The 1287-nt window shown below is 57.1% G+C and carries 2 protein-coding genes; both read right to left on the minus strand.

Features of this window, described 5'->3' with window-relative positions; genetic code table 11:
* Positions 1 to 146: 146 nt before the first annotated feature.
* Entirely contained in the window at positions 147 to 395 is a 249-nt protein-coding gene (locus BM357_RS18800; protein WP_029422098.1) for a hypothetical protein, read from the minus strand.
* A 27-nt stretch (positions 396 to 422) separates the two neighbouring features.
* Positions 423 to 1040 carry a metal-dependent hydrolase gene (locus tag BM357_RS18805; protein WP_074956941.1) on the minus strand — a complete coding sequence of 206 codons (618 nt, stop codon included), beginning with the start codon at positions 1038 to 1040 and terminating at the stop codon, positions 423 to 425.
* Between the last annotated feature and the right edge of the window lie 247 nt (positions 1041 to 1287).

A 1287-nucleotide genomic window follows, 5' to 3' on the forward strand; every position in this document is an offset into this window, starting at 1 on the left:
GGTCGTCTGCAAACAGCCTGAAACCCAGGCTGTGACGATTGAGATTGGTGATCACCGTCTTCTGTTTGAACAGCTTCTGATAGCTGCGCGGCACCAAAAACCCTCCTCTCCACACAAAGGGCCGCCCCTGCCGAGCGGCCCGGCCGTCACGCGTGCGGCAGTTTGCCAATCAGCCAGTTCAGCACCCCGAAGAACACCGTGGGGTCAATGAGGAAAACGAGGGCGATCATCCCGAACAGCACCTGGACAATGATGTTGTGGTGCTCGCCTTTGAAATACTTCCTGACAATCAAGACCGTCATCCATACCAGAATCCCAACCGCGAGCAGGTCAAAGATCGGTTGAACCAGGCTCCATGCGGGATTGCTCGTGATGTCACTCGCGTTGGCCCCCATATCGATCACCCTTTCCAAGACTCAAATTCAGGCGGTCAAGTGCAGCCACCGACAGGCGTCCGCCAACCAGGGCAATGAGACCGCCTCAACCAATCGCGATGCGTATGGCATCACAAACCTCCCCGTTTCCCGAACCGCCCCTGGCAGGTGCAAAAGCCCGTAGCTCGCCCCCAACGAAACGGCATACACCTGAATCACCAGCCGAATAATCGCCTCTCCGGGGCTCTCCACCCCAATGGCCAGCCACGGTATGGGAGGCCGCACCCATATGGGAAGCGGGTAGAACAGTTGAACGCCCATCGGGTTGAGCAGGTCGATAAGCCAATGGCTTGTCCATCCCACGATGATCCCGGTGGCCAACCATCCTGGAATACGCACACCCATGTCGAACAACACAAGGTACAAGGCAACCGTGACCGCCAATGAGTGGGTCAACGTGCGGTGGCGGATGAACATGGACACGACCGATCCGAACGGCACGTGCCGGGAAACCCATGACTCGGGTTGGTCGATGTCTGGGAACGGCGCCACGGTGAAGGCAACGGTGACCGCGGCGGCGGCTTGCCAGGTGACAGGGGCATGCTCGGCGACGAGGATGGTTTCCATGAGGGCGGCGCCGAAGGCCGCATGGGTGGTGTGGATCACAAACGAAGCCCCTCCTTCCACATGAAGGAGGGGTGCAGGGCAGGAATGACACGAAACATTACGTCAATGTTCCGATAACCGAAGTCAAGCGAACGAGTTTTGTTTGAGTATCACGTTTTATATAGAGATACATGTCTGCGATTTACTCGAACTGTTACAGCCAACGTATAATGGCCATAAGTTGACGGTGTTTGTTGTCCGGAAACTGACGGATTCGGTGGCCATGGCGGATGAACGGGGCAACTCA

The organism is Paenalicyclobacillus macrosporangiidus (assembly GCF_900116805.1).
In the GTDB taxonomy this organism is placed as follows: Bacteria; Bacillota; Bacilli; order Alicyclobacillales; family Alicyclobacillaceae; genus Alicyclobacillus_H; species Alicyclobacillus_H macrosporangiidus.